Source organism: Streptomyces sp. NBC_00273, assembly GCF_036178145.1.
Lineage (GTDB): Bacteria > Actinomycetota > Actinomycetes > Streptomycetales > Streptomycetaceae > Streptomyces.
This window is the reverse complement of record NZ_CP108067.1, coordinates 5,818,488-5,835,324: the sequence shown is the minus strand read 5'-3', so window position 1 is coordinate 5,835,324 and position 16,837 is coordinate 5,818,488. Positions and strand designations below refer to the sequence as shown.

At 73.3% G+C, this 16,837-nt stretch carries 19 protein-coding genes; 11 read left to right on the top strand and 8 right to left on the bottom strand.

The features are described from left to right. Positions 1-66: 66 nt before the first annotated feature. The 7 genes from OG386_RS25830 (at position 67) to mscL (ending at position 4,585) form a co-directional block, all read left to right on the top strand. Positions 67-387, top strand: a complete 321-nt coding sequence (locus OG386_RS25830) for an FmdB family zinc ribbon protein (RefSeq protein WP_328790100.1) — start codon at positions 67-69, stop codon at positions 385-387. A gap of 81 nt (positions 388-468) precedes the next feature. After that, positions 469-1,302, top strand: coding sequence for an S-methyl-5'-thioadenosine phosphorylase (locus tag OG386_RS25825; protein ID WP_328790099.1), 834 nt, complete (start codon positions 469-471; stop codon positions 1,300-1,302). Positions 1,303-1,357: 55 nt separating this feature from the next. Beyond that, positions 1,358-1,852, top strand: coding sequence for a hypothetical protein (locus OG386_RS25820; RefSeq protein WP_328790098.1), 495 nt, complete (start codon positions 1,358-1,360; stop codon positions 1,850-1,852). Positions 1,853-1,947: 95 nt separating this feature from the next. Then, positions 1,948-2,505, top strand: coding sequence for a carboxymuconolactone decarboxylase family protein (locus OG386_RS25815; protein WP_328790097.1), 558 nt, complete (start codon positions 1,948-1,950; stop codon positions 2,503-2,505). A gap of 16 nt (positions 2,506-2,521) precedes the next feature. Then, a complete protein-coding gene (gene pyrF, locus OG386_RS25810) occupies positions 2,522-3,235 on the top strand; it encodes an orotidine-5'-phosphate decarboxylase (protein ID WP_328790096.1) in 714 nt (237 codons plus the stop codon). 291 nt (positions 3,236-3,526) lie between these two features. Then, entirely contained in the window at positions 3,527-3,970 is a 444-nt protein-coding gene (locus OG386_RS25805) for a hypothetical protein (protein ID WP_443053199.1), read from the top strand. Between the two features lie 123 nt (positions 3,971-4,093). Then, positions 4,094-4,585, top strand: a complete 492-nt coding sequence (gene mscL, locus OG386_RS25800) for a large conductance mechanosensitive channel protein MscL (protein ID WP_327384903.1) — start codon at positions 4,094-4,096, stop codon at positions 4,583-4,585. 22 nt (positions 4,586-4,607) lie between these two features. On the opposite strand, the gene OG386_RS25795 is transcribed toward mscL, so the two are convergent. Next, positions 4,608-4,820 (bottom strand): hypothetical protein, encoded by a 213-nt coding sequence (locus OG386_RS25795; RefSeq protein ID WP_328790094.1) that lies wholly within the window; start codon positions 4,818-4,820, stop codon positions 4,608-4,610. 311 nt (positions 4,821-5,131) lie between these two features. On the opposite strand from OG386_RS25795, the gene OG386_RS25790 reads away from it, so the two are divergent. Beyond that, positions 5,132-6,283 (top strand): low temperature requirement protein A, encoded by a 1,152-nt coding sequence (locus OG386_RS25790; RefSeq protein WP_328790093.1) that lies wholly within the window; start codon positions 5,132-5,134, stop codon positions 6,281-6,283. Between the two features lie 108 nt (positions 6,284-6,391). Continuing rightward, positions 6,392-7,645, top strand: a complete 1,254-nt coding sequence (locus tag OG386_RS25785) for a cytochrome P450 (protein ID WP_328790092.1) — start codon at positions 6,392-6,394, stop codon at positions 7,643-7,645. A gap of 87 nt (positions 7,646-7,732) precedes the next feature. On the opposite strand, the gene OG386_RS25780 is transcribed toward OG386_RS25785, so the two are convergent. Both OG386_RS25780 and OG386_RS25775 read right to left on the bottom strand, forming a co-directional pair. Further along, a complete protein-coding gene (locus OG386_RS25780; RefSeq protein WP_030009737.1) occupies positions 7,733-8,227 on the bottom strand; it encodes a DUF5949 family protein in 495 nt (164 codons plus the stop codon). Positions 8,228-8,283: 56 nt separating this feature from the next. Continuing rightward, positions 8,284-8,874, bottom strand: a complete 591-nt coding sequence (locus OG386_RS25775; protein WP_328790091.1) for a hypothetical protein — start codon at positions 8,872-8,874, stop codon at positions 8,284-8,286. Positions 8,875-9,029: 155 nt separating this feature from the next. On the opposite strand from OG386_RS25775, the gene OG386_RS25770 reads away from it, so the two are divergent. Next, the gene (locus OG386_RS25770) at positions 9,030-9,467 is read left to right on the top strand and encodes a DUF6299 family protein (RefSeq protein WP_328790090.1); all 438 of its coding nucleotides are present in this window, start codon (positions 9,030-9,032) and stop codon (positions 9,465-9,467) included. Between the two features lie 42 nt (positions 9,468-9,509). Here the strand turns inward: OG386_RS25770 and OG386_RS25765 are convergent, their stop codons facing one another. The 5 genes from OG386_RS25765 to OG386_RS25745 all read right to left on the bottom strand — a co-directional run bounded on the left by OG386_RS25765 (position 9,510) and on the right by OG386_RS25745 (position 14,882). Then, positions 9,510-9,677 carry a hypothetical protein gene (locus OG386_RS25765; RefSeq protein WP_328790089.1) on the bottom strand — a complete coding sequence of 56 codons (168 nt, stop codon included), beginning with the start codon at positions 9,675-9,677 and terminating at the stop codon, positions 9,510-9,512. Between the two features lie 71 nt (positions 9,678-9,748). Continuing rightward, positions 9,749-11,836 carry a SpoIIE family protein phosphatase gene (locus OG386_RS25760; RefSeq protein ID WP_443053198.1) on the bottom strand — a complete coding sequence of 696 codons (2,088 nt, stop codon included), beginning with the start codon at positions 11,834-11,836 and terminating at the stop codon, positions 9,749-9,751. Positions 11,837-11,848: 12 nt separating this feature from the next. Continuing rightward, on the bottom strand, positions 11,849-12,145 hold the full coding sequence (locus OG386_RS25755) for a hypothetical protein (protein ID WP_328790088.1): 297 nt from the start codon (positions 12,143-12,145) through the stop codon (positions 11,849-11,851). 24 nt (positions 12,146-12,169) lie between these two features. After that, a complete protein-coding gene (locus OG386_RS25750; protein ID WP_328793353.1) occupies positions 12,170-13,471 on the bottom strand; it encodes an NAD(P)-binding domain-containing protein in 1,302 nt (433 codons plus the stop codon). Between the two features lie 67 nt (positions 13,472-13,538). Next, positions 13,539-14,882, bottom strand: a complete 1,344-nt coding sequence (locus tag OG386_RS25745) for a carboxylate--amine ligase (protein ID WP_443053197.1) — start codon at positions 14,880-14,882, stop codon at positions 13,539-13,541. A 293-nt stretch (positions 14,883-15,175) separates the two neighbouring features. Between OG386_RS25745 and OG386_RS25740 the strand changes: the two genes are divergently transcribed. Beyond that, entirely contained in the window at positions 15,176-16,834 is a 1,659-nt protein-coding gene (locus OG386_RS25740) for a glycoside hydrolase family 26 protein (protein ID WP_328790086.1), read from the top strand. Positions 16,835-16,837: the final 3 nt, after the last annotated feature.

Here is a 16,837-nt window from a genome sequence, read left to right as displayed (position 1 = left end):
CCGCCGGAATACGTCACCATGGAGCGTCGTTAGCACTCATTGAGTCAGAGTGCCAGGAGGAAATTCGTGCCGACCTACCAGTACCAGTGCACCGAGTGCGGTGAGGGCCTTGAGGCCGTGCAGAAGTTCACCGATGACGCACTGACCGTGTGCCCGAGCTGCGACGGACGCCTGAAGAAGGTGTTCTCCGCGGTCGGCATCGTCTTCAAGGGCTCCGGTTTCTACCGGAACGACAGCCGTGGCGCGTCGTCGAGCAGCACCCCTGCCTCGAAGCCGTCGTCCAGCTCCTCGTCGTCCTCGACGTCGACCCCTGCCGCCGCTCCTGCCGCCTCGGCCTCCTCGACGTCGTCGAGCTCGTCGAGCAGCAGCTCCACGTCGGCCGCCTGATCGCTTCCCCCGAAGGCCCCGCCGCCCCAGCCGGCAGCGGGGCCTTCGGCATGCCCACGGCAGGGCCTTAGGGTGGACCGCATGGTGAACGCAGAGATCGGTGTCATCGGCGGCTCGGGCTTCTACTCCTTCCTGGAGGACGTCTCCGAGATCCAGGTGGAGACCCCGTACGGACCCCCGAGCGACTCCCTTTACGTGGGTGAGCTGGCCGGGCGCCAGGTGGCCTTCCTGCCCCGGCACGGACGCAGCCACACCGTCCCGCCGCACAAGATCAATTACCGGGCCAACCTGTGGGCCCTGCGCTCGGTCGGCGTCCGCCAGGTGCTGGGCCCGTGCGCGGTCGGCGGCCTGCGGGCCGAGTACGGGCCGGGCACGCTGCTCGTTCCCGACCAGCTGGTCGACCGTACGAAGGCCCGCGCCCAGACCTTCTTCGACGGCGAGCCGCTGCCCGACGGTTCCGTGCCGAACGTCGTGCACACCACCTTCGCCGACCCGTACTGCCCGGTGGGCCGGTCCGTGGCGCTGGCGGCGGCCCGCGGGCGGAACTGGGAGCCGGTGGACGGCGGCACCATGGTCGTCATCGAGGGGCCCCGCTTCTCGACGCGCGCCGAGTCGCGGTGGCACGCGGCGGCGGGCTGGTCGGTGGTCGGCATGACCGGCCACCCGGAAGCGGTCCTCGCCCGTGAGCTGGGGCTCTGCTACACCTCGATGGCGCTGGTCACGGACCTGGACGCGGGTGCGGAGACCGGCGAGGGCGTCTCCCACACCGAGGTCCTGAAGGTGTTCGGCGAGAACGTCGGGCGGCTGCGCGAGGTCCTCTTCGACGCGGTGGCGGCCCTGCCGGCCACGGAGACCCGGGCCTGCCTGTGCACGCACGCGCACGACGGGTGGGACCTGGGCATCGAGCTCCCGTAGCCCCTGCCGGCGGCAACCCGGCCGCGTTGTCAGTGGCGGCCCCTAGCCTGCGCGCATGGGAGATTCGGGTGGGATGGCCGTGGCTCGCGCCACGGTGACGGAGCTGCGTGAGTTCGCGGCGGAGGCCGGGGTCGAGGGCGTCGATGCCGACGCGGACCTGGGCGGTGGCTGGTCGGTCGTGTACTGCGCCGACCAGCCGGACGGCGCCGCGGCCGCGCTGGCGCGGCGGACCGGGGCGCCGGTGCTCACGGTGGCCTACCTCGACAGCGACGTCGGCTTCGTCGAGGGCGCCACCTTCGCCGGGGGCCGTTGGAAGGCGCTGCTCAACCGGGACACGGCCGAGGACTACGAGATACCCGTCGAGCGGTTCCCCGTAGAGGCGGCCCTGGCGGGCGCCCTCGACTGGGCGGCCGCCGGCGGGCTGACCGCCGACCCGGAGGGTGTGCGGGCCGCCCTCACCGGCTCCGAGGCCTTCGCGGAGGACCTCGCGGAGCGGCTCCTCGGCGCGCTCGGGATCGCGCCCGCGGCGCCCGGCGAAGAAGGCGCGTAGAGAAGGGCCCGGCGGCTGTCACATTCGGTGCGGCTGTCCGGTCCTCCCTGGTGACGGCGGAAACGAAGACCGCCCCGTCCAGGGAGATGACTGTCATGCCGCGTATCTCGCTCACCCCGCCCCGCACCCTGCTCATGCGGATCGGGGCCTGGTACTCGCGCCGTACCTACGGCAAGGTGCTCGACCCCGGGCAGGCCTACGGTCACAACGGGCGCGTGCTCTTCTCCTACGTCCGGCTGGAGCGGAGCGTGGCGAAGTGGAACGCGCTCGACGCCGGACTGAAGCATCTCGCCGTGATGGCGGCGGCGGCCCGCATCAACTGCTCGTGGTGCATGGACTTCGGCTACTGGGAGGGCCACGAGCTGGGCGTGCCGACGGAGAAGATCGAGCGGGTACCGCAGTGGCGGGAGGCCCGTGAGGTGTTCACCGAGCTGGAACTGCTGGTCATGGAGTACGCCGAGGCCATGACGGAGACCGAGCCGGCGGTCACGGACGAGCTCGCGCGGGAGCTGATCGCGAGGCTCGGTGAGAAGGCGTTCGTCGAACTCACCGCGATGGTCGCGCTGGAGAACTGGCGCTCGCGCGTCAACAGCGCCTTCGGCCTGACCAGTCAGGGCTTCGCGGAGTCCTGCCAGGTCCCCGCCGGGCGGTGACCTCGACAATGGCGGCGTGAACACCGATCTTCCTCCCGCCGACCGCAGGGTCATCGTCGCCCTGGACTTCGACGACCGCCGGGCCGCCGAGGCGCTCGTCGAGCGCCTCGGCGACGCGTGCGGCTCCTACAAGATCGGCCTGGAGCTGCTGACCTCGGCGGGCCCCGGACTCGCACGGGACCTCGTCGGGCGGGGGCACGAGGTCTTCCTCGACCTGAAGCTCTTCGAGATCCCGAACTCCGTCGCCGGCGCGGTCCGGGCCGCGGGCGCGCTGGGCGCGTCCATGGTGACGGTGCACGGCATGGGCGGTACCGGGATCATGTCCGCGGCGGTGGAGGCGGCGCGGGAGTTCCCGCGGCTGCGGGTGCTCGCGCTGACGGTGGTCACCAGCATGACCGGGAGCGACCTCGCGGACATCGGCGTCGCCGCGGACACCGAGGAGCAGGTGCTGCGGCTGGCCCGGCTGGCCGTTGGGGCGGGCTGTGACGGGGTCATCGCCTCGCCGCGGGAGGCCGGGGTGCTGCGCGGACTCCTGGGGCCGGACCGGCTGATCGTCACGCCGGGGGTGGTCCTGGAGCCGGAGGGCGCGGCGGCGGGCGGGCACGCCCGGCCGGGGACGCCGCGGGCCGCCTTCGCGGCCGGGGCCTCGCACGTCGTGGTGGGCCGGTCGGTCACCCGGGCTGCGGACCCGGTGGCCGCGCTGCAGCGGGTGCGGGCCGCCGCCGACTGACTCGTGCGGGTGACGGGGTTGTCCACAGGCTGGGGATCGTCCACAGGCTCCGACGGGATTCTCCGGGAGGCCGGATCGTGAGACGTGTCCGGGCGCCGGGTCCGGGCACGCAACTCACTCGGTCTGGTGGTGTTCGTCATGTCCCGTACTTCCGCGGCCCCTTCGGCCTGTTCCGCCTTCTCTGCCCGCTCTACCCGCTCCGCTTCCGCCCCTTCTGCTGCTCCCGCCGCGTGCGCGACGTACTCCGCGTGTCCCCCCGCGCGTCCCGTCCCGCCGTTCCCGCCGCTCCGCGTGGGGCGCGGCGGGGACCGGCTGCGCCGGGCCGTGCGACGACGGCGGCGGGCCGCCTCGGCCGCGCTGGCCGTCGTGGCGGCGGCCGTGGCGGTGGGCGGGGCGCAGGCGCAGGCCTCGCGGGGCGCCGCGCAGCCCGGGGTTCGGGCCGCTCAGCGTGCGGCGCCACCCGCTGCGGTGCGGAGGGTGTCGGCGCCGGTGCGCATCGCGGACGCGGCGACGGTGCGGCTGCTGCGGCCCGGGGACCGGGTGGACGTGGTCGCGGCGGAGCGCACCGGGCCGCCGAGGGTGCTGGCCGCGGGGGCACTGGTCGCCGAAGTTCCCGATCCCGACAAGGGTGTTGGGGACGGTGGGGCTCTGGTGGTGCTGTCCGTTCCGCGGGACACCGCGCGGGATCTCGTGGGTGCGGGAGCCACGACCCGACTGGCGGTGACGTTGTGCTGATTCGCACACGCGGTCAGTCAATTCACCTCGAGGTGGGGGCCGATTGGACACGCCGCGCCCGGACTGCCGTAGCTTTCGGAACCGTTGGCTCCGTGTTCAGCAGATGTGAAGAGAGGCTCAGTCGTGAGCGAGAAGAAGAAGGAGAGCGTGCTGGCAGGCTTCAAAGCCTTCCTGATGCGCGGCAACGTGGTCGACCTGGCGGTGGCCGTGGTCATCGGCGCCGCGTTCACGAACATCGTGAACTCGGTGGTCAAGGGGATCATCAGCCCGGTGGTGGGTGCGGTCGGCACCAAGAGCCTGGACGGCTACAAGTCCTGCCTCAAGGCTCCTTGCGCCATCGGCCCGGACGGCCAGCCGACGGGTGTGGAGATCCTCTGGGGCTCGGTGCTGAACGCGACGCTGACCTTCGTCATCACCGCCGCGGTCGTGTACTTCCTGATGGTCCTGCCGATGTCGAAGTACCTCGCCAAGCAGGAGGCCCGGCGCAAGGCGAAGGAAGGCGTCCAGGAGGTCGTCGAAATCACCGAGCTGGAGCTCCTGAAGGAGATCCGGGACGCTCTGGTCGCACAGCGCGGTGGCGGCACGGCCCCCACCGGCCCGCGCAACGGTTTCTGATCTCTCCGGCCGTCTCGGCCGGTCAGACGTGGTGCGGGGGCTTCTCGTCGAGGAAGCGGGCCAGGTCGGCCGCGCTTCCGCCGGCGGGCGGCCGCTCGCCCCAGCCGCGGTCGGTGTCGTCCGAGGACTGCTGGTCCAGCGGGTCGTCGAAGACCAGCTTGGGCTTCGGCCGCGGCTGGTCGGCCTCGGGGGCGGTACGCGAGGCCTGCGGGTCGGGGGCGGGGGCGCTGCTCATGCCTCCAGGGTACGGCCGCCCCCTCCCCCTCCCCCGCCCCGGCTCGGTTCCCAGCCCCGGCCCCGTCCCCCGGGTCGAGCCGGCCGGGCGGCCCGGCTCCGGGGCGGGCGCGGGACCACCGGCGCACCGCCGGGCACGGGGCACGGAGGCCGATGGGGGTCCGGTGACGGCGCCCGCCTCCGTCCGCGACCGTTCCGCAGCCGCGGACCTCGCCTCGCATCCGGCCGGGGCACGCGGGCCGCGCGGGCCGCGCGTCCGCCCTGCCGGAGGTGCCCGCCTCTGGTCTCCTGGCCGGTATGGCCTACTCCCCCATGACCGCTCGCAGCCCCGACGAGCTCCACCGTGCCGCCACCCCGCTGGAGCTGTTCTTCGACCTCTGCTTCGTCGTCGCCATCGCCCAGGCCGGCGCCCGGCTGGTGCACTCGCTGGCGGAGGGCCATCCCGGTGCCGGGGTGGTCGGCTACTTCTTCGTCTTCTTCGGCGTGTGGTGGGCCTGGATGAACTTCACCTGGTTCGCCTCGGCGTACGACGTGGACGACGTCCCGTACCGGATCGCGACGCTCGTGCAGATCGCCGGTGTGCTCGTGTACGCGGCCGGGGTGAGCCGGGCCTTCGACGACAACGACTGGGCGGTCGCGGTCACCGGCTACATCATCATGCGCGTCGCCCTGACGGCGCAGTGGCTGCGGGCCGCCTCCGGGGAGCAGGGCGAGGCCCGGGCCTCGGCACTGAAGTACGCGGCCGGGCTGGTGATCTGCCAGCTGGGCTGGATCGGGCTGCTGTTCGTCCCGGACGACCTCAAGCGCTGGCTGTTCCTCGTCCTGCTCGTTGCCGAGCTGGGGGTTCCGGTGATCGCCGAGCGCGGGCACCAGACGCCCTGGCACGCGCACCACATCGTGGAGCGGTACGGCCTGTTCACCATCATCGTGCTCGGCGAGACGATCGCGGCGGCCACGGTGGCGGTCAAGTCCGCGATCGACGAGCACGAGGCGCTGGACCAGCTGCTGCCCATCGCGGCGGGCGGGTTGCTGATCGTCTTCGCCGCGTGGTGGATCTACTTCGCCGTACCGATGCACCAGCACCTGAACTCCAACCGCGAGGCCATCCCGTGGGGTTACGGGCACCTGCTGATCTTCCTTTCGGGCGCGGCGATCGGCGCCGGCATCGAGGTCGCGGTCGAGCACGCCGTGGGCAAGGCGCACATCTCCCAGGTCGCTGCGAACGCCTCCGTCACCGTCCCGACCGCACTGTTCCTGCTGATGGTGTGGCTGCTGCACTCCCGCCACTTCAAGCGCGGCCTCGCCCAGCAGCTGGTCCTGCCGGTGTCCGCGCTCGTGACGCTCGCCTGCACCTGGTCGGGTCCGTACGCCGTCCTGTGGGCGGGCCTCGTCGGGGTGCTGACGGTGGCGGTCGGCCTCACCCTGTCCACCCGGGCCGGTGCGGCCACCGGCGCCGCCGTCTGACGCTCCGAGCCGCCCGCACCTGCACCCGCACCCCTTCGAACCGTCACTCCCGCGCCCCCGCCGCCGTTCTCCAGCGCAGAACGACGCGCACCGACTGGAGGCCCTGCCATGACACTCCCGGCACAACGCCACGGCACCGACCCCGGCAGGGAGCTGGCCGAGCCAGGCTTCTGGCTACAGCCCCCCGCCCACCGACTCGCGGCCTTCGCCCGGCTGCGGGCGGCCGAGGGCCCGGTGTTCGTCCCCGAAGGTTCCGGGCGCGGCCACTGGGCCCTCGTCCGCCACGCCCAGGTGCAGGAGGCCAGCCGCCTCCCCAAGGTCTTCGCCAGTGCCCCCGGCGTGACCACCCCCGAGCCGGCCCGCTGGGTGCGGGCGCTGTTCGGGGACTCGATGGTCAATCTGGACGGCCCCGACCACGCCCAGCTGCGCAAGATCGTGCAGCGCGCCTTCACGCCCCGCCTGCTGGCGGCCGCCGAGGCGGACATCCACGCCGTGGCCGCCCGCATCGTGGACGACGTACTGGCCGACCAGCCCGACGAGTTCGTCTCGGCCGTGGCCTCGCGGCTGCCCCTGGAGGTCATCTGCAACATGATGGGCATCCCCGAGTGCTACCGGGCCGAGATCGCCGACCGCGTCAACCACGCCTCCGAGAACATCGGTGTGGAGCGGGGCCTGGCCTCCCGGCTGCGGATGCCCGGGCGCGGGCTGCGCGCGCTCGCCCGGATGCAGCGGATGGTGGCGGGCATCGGGCGGGAGCGGCGCAAGCACCCCACCGACGACCTGATCTCGGCGCTGGTGTGCGCGAACGTCGACGGCCAGGCCCTCGGGGCCCGCCAGCTCGGCGCCTTCTTCTCCCTGTTGATGGTCGCCGGGGTGGAAACCACCCGGAACGCGATCACCCACGGGCTGTCCCTGCTGACCGACCATCCGGACCAGCGGGACCTGCTGCTCTCGGACTTCGAGAAGTACGCGGACGGGGCGGTGGACGAGATGATCCGGCACTCGACGCCCATCATCCAGTTCCGCCGGACCGTGGTGGCCGAGCACACGATGGACGGGCACGTGTTCCGGCCGGGCGACAAGGTGGTCCTCTACTACGCCTCCGCCAACCGGGACGAGGCGCTCTTCCCCGACCCGGACGCCTTCGTCATCACCCGCTCGCCCAATCCGCACCTGGGGTTCGGCGGCGGCGGCCCGCACTTCTGCCTGGGTGCGCACCTGGCCCGGGTGGAGATGAAGGCCCTCTTCCGTGAGCTGCTGACCCGGCCGGTCGGGCTGCGGGCGGTGGGTCTGCCGGACCTGGCGGGGTCGAACTTCGACAACCGGGTCCGCTCGCTGCGGTTCGCCTTCGAACGGCCCTGACCACGGCCCCGGGTGAAGCGGGACCGGCCACCGGGCAGGCTGGGGGCCCGGCGGCCGGAGCGGGTGGCGGCGGCACCCGGTCTGTGGCTACCGCTGCACGCGCCGCACGGCGAGGACGCAGTGGGCGCTGCTGGTGAGCACGGACTCGTCGCCCGCGAAGGCCTGCAGGGTCTCCGGCGCGACCGGCTGGCCCGGGACCGCCTCGGGCCAGGCACGGGTGGCGAAGAGGAAGTACGCCTGCCCGCTCTCGTCCGCCGCGGCGACCCACTCGTCGGGGGCGGTGCAGCGCGCGTTCATCCCGGGCAGGGTGAGCGCGATCTGGTTGCCCTCCAGCAGGATCTGCACCGGGAACGTGGCCGCCTTGAGCGTGCCGTCCATGACCACGTCGCCGATGGGCAGGCCGATCTCCTCCAGCAGCCCGCGGGCGGCCGCCTCGCCGGCCTCCCGACCCTGCGGTCCGTCGCCGAGGGTGTAGGCGAGGAGGTACGGGATGTCGTGCGCCTCTTCGGGGTCTCCGATCCAGGCGAGCACCGAAAGGGTGCCGAGCTGGGACCGGTCGATTTCGGCTTGAGTAGAAGTCATGCGCGCACCCTAGTGGTCTCTTCGACGAGCCTTTCACGGCCCTTCACCCGGGCGGGCTAGACGGCCCAGAATCCCTCTCCGGAATTCGCCTGCGCGTTCGCGTCCTGGTACTGGAGCCGCACAATGCGCACGCTTTCCGGGATTTCGAACACCACCCACCCTTCGGCCCGCTCACCGACCTCTAGGGAATCGAAGACGATCGGTTTGCCGGTCGTCAGCTCGCCGGTCTTCACCACCGGGTGACGGCGCCCCGCGCCGTCGTGCGCCCACATGCGTCCGAGCGCCCCGTACGAGGCCCCTCCCACGTTGACGAAGGACATCGAGGCGGCCACCCAGCGCTTCCCGGCGGGCGGGGCGAACTTCTTGTCCACGCTGATCGCCGGGTCCACGAAGGCCCTGAGCACGACCTGGAGGTGCCGGCCGAACTGCCTGCCGTGCAGCCGCGCGGTGCTACCCACACGGGCGTCCTTCGCGCCGGGACGTACGGGGGCCCGCGCCGCGCCCGGTACCCCGTCGTCCACCACGACCGCCGGCGGCGCGGCGGGCGCGCGTGCGTCCGGCTCCGCGGCGCCCTGGCAGGCGGTGGCGCCGAACAGCAGGACCGGGAGGAGGGCGAGGACGGGCAGGGGGCGGGCTGGCTGGCGCATGCGAGATCCCTTCGGGGACGTATTGCGGCCAGTTTCACGCGCCCGGGCAGGTAATTGCGCACAACGACACGAGCGCGCGGAGCAGGTGCGTACGCCCACCTGCCAGCACAATGCGTTCCGGTGGAATCCCGCCATCCGCTGCATCTGGAGGAAGAATGCCCATCCCCGCCCGCCGAATCGCCCTGACGGCCTTCTCCGCACTGGCCGCCACCACGCTATTCACCGCTCCGGCCGGCGCCACGGTTTTCAATCAAGGGATTTCCGTACAGCGTGACGCCTACGTCGCCAAGGACGGCTCCGTCACCCTTTCCGGGTCGTACCACTGCGAGCAGGCGTCACCCACGGGGGCGATGCAGATCAAGGCGACCGTCGAGCACGAGGGCGGCCGCCTGAGCATCGGCGCGGAGCAGCCCGTCTGCGACGGCACGGAGCGCCGGTGGGTGGCCACGGCCCCGGGCCGCTGGGTGAACGTGCGCCCGGGCCGCGCCGTGGTCACCGCCGAGCTCCAGGAGGTCCAGCTCTCGGGCCTGATGCCGAGGTCGGTCGCCACGGTCGCCCAGGACAGGCAGGACGTCGAGGTCCGCAAGCACTGAGGGTGGGGGCCCGCGGCCCGCGCCCGGGGCCGGTAGCCGCCGCTACCGGCAGTGCGGGGCGACGTCCGTCATCGACATGAAGGCCACCGACTGGCACGCGGGGTCCGCGTGCGGTCGACCCGTCGCCCAGTCCACGACGGCCGGCACCCCGGCCACCGCCAGGAGCACGGCCAGAGCGCCCGTCACGGCGACCTTGGTCAGCCCGCGCACAACACGATCCGTTCCATGGCTCGCATCATCACCCCGACCCCCGCATCCCACAACCCGGGGTGATCGTCCGATCACCCCGCGCTCCGGGGCCTGCCGCCGGCGTCGAACTCGCACCACACCGCCTTGCCCTCGCCCCGGGACTCCACGCCCCAGTGCGTGGCCAGCGCGTCCACCAGCAGCAGCCCGCGCCCCGTGGTGGCCGCCTCGCCCGGGGTGCGCCGGCGCGGCCACACGCTGGAGCGGTCCTTGACCCACAGCCGGATCCGCCGGACCGGCTCCGGCAGCACCTCCATCGTCAGCACCGCCCCGCCGTCGGTGTGCAGCAGCGCGTTGACCAGCAGCTCCCCGGCCGCCAGCTCCACGTCGTCGGCGAGCTCCGGCATGCCCCAGTCGCGCAGCGCCTGGCGCAGGGCGTACCGGGCCTCCGAGAGGCCCTCCGGGTCCGCCTGGTGGACGTACTGGTGGATGCGCGGCGCCCGGTGGGTTCCCGGGTCGGGGGCCCGGCGCAGCACCAGCAGGGCGACGTCGTCCCCGGAACCCCAGCGCTCCCAGAGCCGGTCGGAGAGGTGGTCGGCGAGGGCCGCGGCCCCCTGGGGGCCGCTGCGCACGGCCTGGGCGAGGGCGTCCATCCCGGCGGTGATGGTGGTGCCCGGCTCCTCCACGAGGCCGTCCGTGCACAGCACCAGGGTCTCCCCGGGCACCAGGTCCAGCCGGGTCTCGGGGAACTCCTCGTACTCGAAGAGCGAGGCCAGCCCGAGCGGCAGGCCGCCGCGCACGTTGGGCCAGCCCGTACGCCCGTCCGTGTGCCGGATCAGCGGTCCGAGGTGACCCGCACGGACGGCCCGTACGCCGCCGGTCTCCAGGTCCACCTGCGCGTACATGCAGGTGGCGAAGCGTTCGGTGTCCAACTCGGCGAGGAAGCGCGAGGCCCGGGCCAGCACCGTGGACGGCGGATGGCCCTCCCCCGCGTACGCCCGCAGCGCGATCCGCAGCTGGCCCATGATCGCCGCCGCGTGCGTGTCGTGGCCCTGGACGTCGCCCACCACGACGCCCACGCGGTCGCGGGGCAGCGAGATCACGTCGTACCAGTCCCCGCCGACCTCCCGCCCGCTCCAGGCGGCGTGGTAGCGGACCGCGATCTCCCCGCCGCTGATCTCCGGGATCCGGCGCGGCAGCATGGCGGCCTGCAGGCCGGTCGCGAACTCCCGCTCCTGGTCAAAGAGGAGCGCCCGCTGGAGGGACTGGGCCACGATGCCCGCCAGGCCCAGGCAGAGGTTGCGCTCCTCCGGGCTGAACTCGGTGCGCCGCCGGTAGAAGAGGACCAGCCCGCCGATGGCCTTGGCCTGCGCGATCAGCGGCAGGTAGGCGGCGGCGTCGTACCGGATGCGGTTCAGGTAGTCCGCCAGCAGCGGGAACTCGCCGCCGAGGTCGGCGAGCGAGGTGACGAAACGTGCCTGCCGGGTGAGCACCACGTGCGACAGCGGCAGCGAACCGTCCAGCCGGGTGAACCGGCGCTCGCTGAGGATCTCCAGGGACTCCCCGCTCAGCGCGATGATCTTGATGGTGCCGCCCTCGACCAGTCCCAGGGCCAGCCCGTCCGCACCGAGTCGTTCCAGCGCGCCCGCCCCGGTCAGCGCGGCCGTGACGTCGTCGACCGTCACCGCCCGCGACAGGGCCTCCGTGGTCCGCTGCACGATCGTCGTCTGCTGGGCGCGCGCCGCCTCCAGCTTGCGCAGCAGCGTGGCGTGGGCGAGCTCGGCGGTCGCGTCCCGGACGATCCCCACGATCCGCTCGGGCTGCCCGGCGCCGTCCCGCAGCACCCGGCCCGAGGTGTGCGTCCACTGGTCGCGCCCGTCGCGCCGTTTCACCGTGAAGTACGCGCCGTACGTGTCCCCGCCGTCCGCCAGGACGCCTTCGACGATCCGGGTCAGCCGGAGACCGTCCGCGGACGGGATGCGCCGCCCGACCCCGGGCACGGTGCCGTCGAACTCCTCCGGCCCGAGGTCGAAGACCTCCATCGCAGCCTCGTCGAGCACCACCGTTCCGGCGCCCAGGTCCCATTCGAGACTGCCCATGCCGTTGAGCGCGAACCGCTCCCCGGGCACGGTCACGGGGGGCCGCCGGGCCGGCTCGGGTCCGTCCCGTTCCGCCGCTGCCACGTTCCACACCACCTAACGGCCGGGCCAGTACGGCTGGGAGATCAGCCGCTCCCACTCCTCGTCAGGATGCCCCGGAAGGGTGCGCCCGGCCTCCCTCCAGCGCTTGACCAGGGAGAGGTAGATCGTGGGCTGGTCGGCGTGGGAGGCCGTCGCGTACGACCCGGCATACGGTCCCGCGTACGGGCCCGCATACGGCCCGGCGTACGGGGCGCGGTCGTACCCGGCGGCCCTGGCCCGACCGGCGGGTTGTTCCCCGCGGCTGGCGGGAATGCGCACCCAGCCGCGGCCCTGCGCTCGCTCCGAGCTCATCACGGACCCCTCTCTCCGCGGATCTCACCGCAGATGTGTCTTCGGATGCCCTGGGGGTACCCCCGGAAACGGCCCGGGGACAGCCGCCCGGCCCGGCCGGACGACACCGGGGGAACCCGGCCGCGGACCCCGGGCACCGAGGCGCTTGCGGACTCCTCTCACTAGTCTCCCCGCCGTGAACCCCGCGCCGTGTACGAATCGCATGGAAGGGCCGAATGAGGGAGCCGTCAGCAGCCCCGCGAAGAACAGTCCGGGCCAGGAGGACTCGAACCCGGGACTCAGCTCCGGCGCCCCGCTCTCCCCCACGGTCTCCAGCGCCGCCCGCAGCCCCGCGTCGAGCAGCTCGAGGCGGGCCAGCTCCGGCACGAAGCCGGTGGCTGCGATGACGTGCGAGGTGTCCAGCACCACGGATTCCCCCGCCCGCGTGGTCAGCCCGAGCCGGGTCCGCTCGCCCACCGCCACCGCCCGGTGCAGCTGGTGCCCGAGCAGGACGGGAACGCGCCGCTCGAAGCGGTCCCGCAACCACCAGGCACCGGCCGGACCCAGCGCCGTCGCCGCGATCCGCTCCCGGGTGGGCGCGGGCAGCCGGCGCACCGCCCAGGGCAGCTCGGACCACACCCAGCTGCGCCAGCCGGTGCCGAGGCCGCTGTGGGGATCGCGCAGGGCCCGCAGCGGGGGCCGGTCCAGGGGCTGCGGGACGGTGTTCCAGTTCAGCCGGGAGCGCCGGGCGACCAGGCAGGGCAGGGCACCCTGCTCGGCCAGCAGCGCCGCGGTCTCCAGGGCAGCCTGCCCGGCCCCGAGCACGGCGACCTCGCGGCCCGCGAACCGGCTCAGGTCCCGGTGGCCGCTGCTGTGCGAGTAGTGCGCGGGCGGGAGGTCCGCCAGCGCCTCGGGGTGACGGACGAAGGGCATCACCCCGACCGCGAGGGCCACCGCACGGGCGAGCAGGGGCGGTCCCTCGGCGGTGCGCACCCGGAAGCCGTCGCCCTGCGGGGTCACCTCCAGTACGGTCACCTCCTCCACCTCGGGCGCGGCCTGCCGGGCGAACCACATCCCGTACGCACTGAACGTGCCGATCGGCAGCGGAGTGCCGTGTTCCGCGCTCGTGCCGAGGGTGGCGCAGTAGTCGGCCAGGGTGTACCGCCCGCCCGGCGCGGACAGGTTGGACGACCAGGGCTCCGACTTCAGGTACATGCCGTCGGGCATGTGGTCGCGCCACGAGGCCATGGGCCGCCCCAGCAGCCGCACGTCCAGCCCGGCTGCCGCCGCGTGGGCGGCGATCGACAGCCCGTACGGGCCCGCACCGATCACCACGAGATCGTCGATCCGCGTCAACGCCGCTCCTCCAACTCGATGGTCACCGGCCCGACCCGGCCCGCCGCGACGGTCGCGGTCAACGGGACACCAGCTCGTCCGGCTCGGCCGGGGCCTCCGGCGGGACGGGCCGGGAGGCCGGCGCGGCGGATCCGGTGGAGCCGGCGGAACCGCCGGATCCGGCGGATTCCTGGTTCCGGCCGCGCTGCCGGGGCGCGCGGACGACCGCGAGCGCCGTGCGGCGGCCCTGCTCCGGAACCCCGCGCAGCGCCCGTACCCCCTTGCCCGCCCCCCGCCCCAACAGGGCGCCGAGCATCGCCACGAACGGCAGCAGATCGTCCGCGGCGAACCAGGCCGTCTCGACGCTCCCCCGCTCGACGGGCCGCTTCGGGGCCCGCCGCGGGGCCGACTCCTGGTCAGCGCCCGGGCCCGAGGACGCGGACGCCCCCGCCGCCCCGGCCGGGTCCACGGCCACCGCCGCCGGGCGGCGCGGCATCGACCCGCCCCGGGCCCTCGCCAGCAGCGCGTAGTTCTCCGCGACGAACACCCGCCCCGGTCCGCCCGAAGGCTGCGGGACCTGCTGACCCGTCAGGTCCAGGTACATCGCCCGTACGACGTCCAGCCCGGCCGAGTCCGCGAAGAGCCGGAACTGCGCGCCCGGCCGGGGGTTGAAGTCCACGAGGCGGAAGCAGCCCTCCTCGTCGCGGCGGAAGTCCAGGTCCAGGATCCCCTGGTAGCCCAGCCGTTCGGCGAGCCGCAGCCCCGCTTCCTCCACCGCCGGATCCGGCAGCCAGCGCCCCACGGCCGTCAGCCCCGTCCGCACCGGCCAGGACAACTCCTTGCGGCCCGAGCCCGCGAGCAGCGGACGCCCGCCCCGCGCGAAGGCGCCGTGGAAGAACCAGTCCGTGTCGGGACCGGCCGGCAGGAACCGTTGGAGCAGCAGCCTGCTCCCGGCCTCGGCGGAGCGCTCGTAGAGCCCGCGCGCCTCGGCGGTGGTGCGCAAGAGCGTGGTGCTGCGCAGCCCGTCGGCCCCGGTCGGCAGCAACCAGGGCCGGCTCCACTTGGCGATCACGGGCAGGCCGAGCCGCCAGGCCGCCTCGGCCGCCTCGGCCCCGCTCGCCGGGATCACGGTCTCCGGGTGCGGGACGTCCCACCGGGCGCAGAGCCGCGACAGCTCGGCCTTGTCGGCCACCCGGGCGGGCAGGTTGTCGGGCTGATGGGGAATCCGGAAGCGCTCGCGGAGCATCGGCGCGACGCGCGACACGGCGATCGCGCTCAGGTCGTCCATGGCGATGAGCACGGCCGGGCGGCCGATCCGCTCCGACACCCCGGTCAGGCACTCCAGCAGCGCCTCGGGCGCCTCGGGGTCCAGCCCGCCCACCGGCCCGGGATGCACGGCGCGCAGATAGCGCGAACGCCCCATGGGACCTCCCCCGGACTCGACGACGGCATGGACCTCCACGCCCTTGCGGCCAAGGGATCTGACGGCGCCGAGGGTTCCGTGGTGGAACGGATTCCGATCGAGTCTGAGCACAACGGCGGGCACATGGTTGAGATACGCGGGCATGGAACGGCGTCTTTCACCTAGTCGGACCAAGCGGGAGTGGTGCGCACCTGCTAATGGCCTACGCGGCAGTCACCGGACAGGCCATTCGTCAGATCTGATGCCTAACGTCTTTGGACAGCACACCGATTCAGGAAAGCTCGGGAGACGCCATGCCCAGACCACGCCGCCGACTGGCGAGCACCTGCATTGGTACGGTCACGGCCGGACTGCTGGCCACCGGTGCCACGCTCGCGACGCCCGAGAAGGACCGGCCCGAGGGCTCCGACATCGCCATGGGCGCCTATCTCGACTACGGGCCGCCCGGGGTGGCCCGGATCCCGTACCTGTCGAGCTGGCTGGGCGGCAAGAAGATCCGGGTCGGACACACCTATCTCCCCGGCGACAAGTGGGCCGGCATCGAGGGCAGGGTCTCGTTCCTGGAGAACTGGGCCGAGTGGCGCCAGGCCGACGACGACCGGCTGTTCGTCCTCAACGTGCCCATGCAGGAACGGAACGAGGACCGGGTGCCCGACTACCGGGTGGCCCAGCTGATCAGGGCGGGCGCGGAGGGCCAGTACGACCGGCACTTCCAGCGGCTCGCCGAGCGGCTGGTCGAGCTGGGCGTCCCGGACACGGTGATCGTGCTCGGCTGGGAGATGAACGGCGTCACCTACACCCACCGGTGCGCGCCGGACCCGGAGAACTGGAAGGCGTACTGGAAGCGCATCGTCAAGACGATGCGCGCCGTACCCGGGCAGGAGTTCACGTTCGACTTCGCCCCGAACCGGGGTACGGACGCGATCGGCTGGACGAAGTGCTACCCCGGCGACGACGTGGTCGACGTCATCGGAATGGACTCGTACGACCAAGGTCCCGGCCACACGTTCGACGACCAGATCACCCAGCCGTACGGACTCCAGCACCAGGTCAACTTCGCGAAAGCACACGGCAAGCCGATCTCCTACCCGGAGTGGGGGCTGTTCCGGCGCGGGGACAATCCGGAGTACGTGCGGCGCATGCTGAAGTGGATCGCGCAGCACAAGCCGCTCTACCACACCATCACCGACTACTGCCCGCACGGCGTGTGGCAGTGCAAGCAGAACCCGGAGTCCTCCAAGGCCTTCCGCGACGCACTGACGCCCGAGCGGCCCGGCCCGGTGGTCCCGACCCCGGTGGTGCCCACCCCCGTGGTGCCGACGCCGGTGGTCCCGACCCCCGTGGTGCCCACGCCGGTCGTGCCGACCCCGCAGGTGCCCACACCTCAGGTCCCGACCCCTCAGATCCCGACGCCGCAGGTCCCGACGCCGCAGGTCCCGACGCCGGTGGTCCCCACGCCCACGCCGGTGGTCCCGACGCCCCAGGTCCCCACACCCCAGGTCCCGAAGCCCGAGGTCCCGACGCCCACGCCCGTGGTCCCGAGCCCGCTCGTCCCGGCGCCGGTCACCCCGAGCCCGGTCGCCCCGAGCCCGGTCGCCCCGAGCCCGGTCGCCCCGAGCCCGGAGGCCCCGCTGCCGGTCACTCCCAGCCCGCTCGTCCCGACACCCGAGGTACCCGACCCCGACCCCGACCCCGAGCCCACCCCCCGGCCCTCCCCGGCGGTCCCGACGCCCCAGGTCCCGGCGCCCTCGCCGGTCGCCCCGAGCCCGCTCACGCCGAAGCCCGAGCCCACGCCGCCGAAGCCCCTGCCGCAGCCCACGCCGCCGCCGGTCAACAGCAGGCACTGGTGCGTGCCGCTCAACTTCGGCGAGTGGCTCTCCAAGCTGGTCGGCACGCAGTCGGTCTGCATCAAGCTGGACTTCGGCAAGGAATCCAGCTTCTGGCCCTTCTAGACG